This window comes from Rhodococcus zopfii NBRC 100606 = JCM 9919 (genome assembly GCF_001895025.1).
Lineage (GTDB): Bacteria > Actinomycetota > Actinomycetes > Mycobacteriales > Mycobacteriaceae > Rhodococcus > Rhodococcus zopfii.
The window spans coordinates 1-795 of the sequence record NZ_BCXI01000139.1; the positions used below are offsets into that span (position 1 = coordinate 1).

1 protein-coding gene is annotated in these 795 nt (G+C 67.7%); it reads left to right on the plus strand.

Annotated features, from left to right (window positions below):
• Positions 1-795: AMP-binding protein (locus RZ1_RS29485; RefSeq protein WP_139282087.1), on the plus strand; the 795-nt coding region annotated here is incomplete at both ends.

Below are 795 nucleotides of genomic sequence, written 5' to 3' on the forward strand. Positions count from 1 at the left end.
GGCTTCTCCTTCCAGAATCTGCACGAAGCCAGCCTGGAACTGTCCGAACTGGCCATCGCGCCGCTCGACCTCGAGCATCGGACCTCCCAGTTCGATCTGCACTGGATCGTGCAGGACACCTACGACGAGGCCGGGGTTCCTGCGGGGATCGGCGGGTTCGTGACGTATGCGACGGCGTTGTTCGACGAGTCGACGGTGGCCGGGTTCGTGGAGCGGTTCGTGCGGGTGCTCGAGGAGGTCGTGGCGGAGCCGTCGCGTCCGGTCGGGGATCTGGAGATTCTCGGTGTGGGGGAGCGGTCGCGGATTCTGGAGTCGTTCAACGACACTGCGCGTGAGGTGGATTCGTCGGCGACGTTGGTGTCGTTGTTCGAGGATCGGGTCGCCGCGACCCCGGACGCCGTCGCTGTCCACGCCGACGGCCTCGAGCTGACCTATCGCGACTTCGACGCGCGTGTCAACCGGCTGGCGCGAGCGCTGATCGCTGCCGGCGTGTGCGCGGAATCGACTGTGGCGCTGGGGATGCGCCGGTCGGTGGAGTTGGTGGTCGGCATGGTCGCGGTCGCGAAGGCCGGGGGTGCGTATGTGCCGGTGGATCCGGATCAGCCCGCGGAGCGCACGGATTACATTCTGGGTACCGCGGATCCGGTGTGTGTGCTGACCACACACCGTGACGGTTTCGGCGTCGGCGGTGAGCGCGCGGTGCTGTTCGTCGACGATGCGGTATCCGCGGATCTGCCCGCCGGTCCGATCGCGGACACGGAGCGGATTGTTCCGCTGCGGCCGGAGCACACGGCG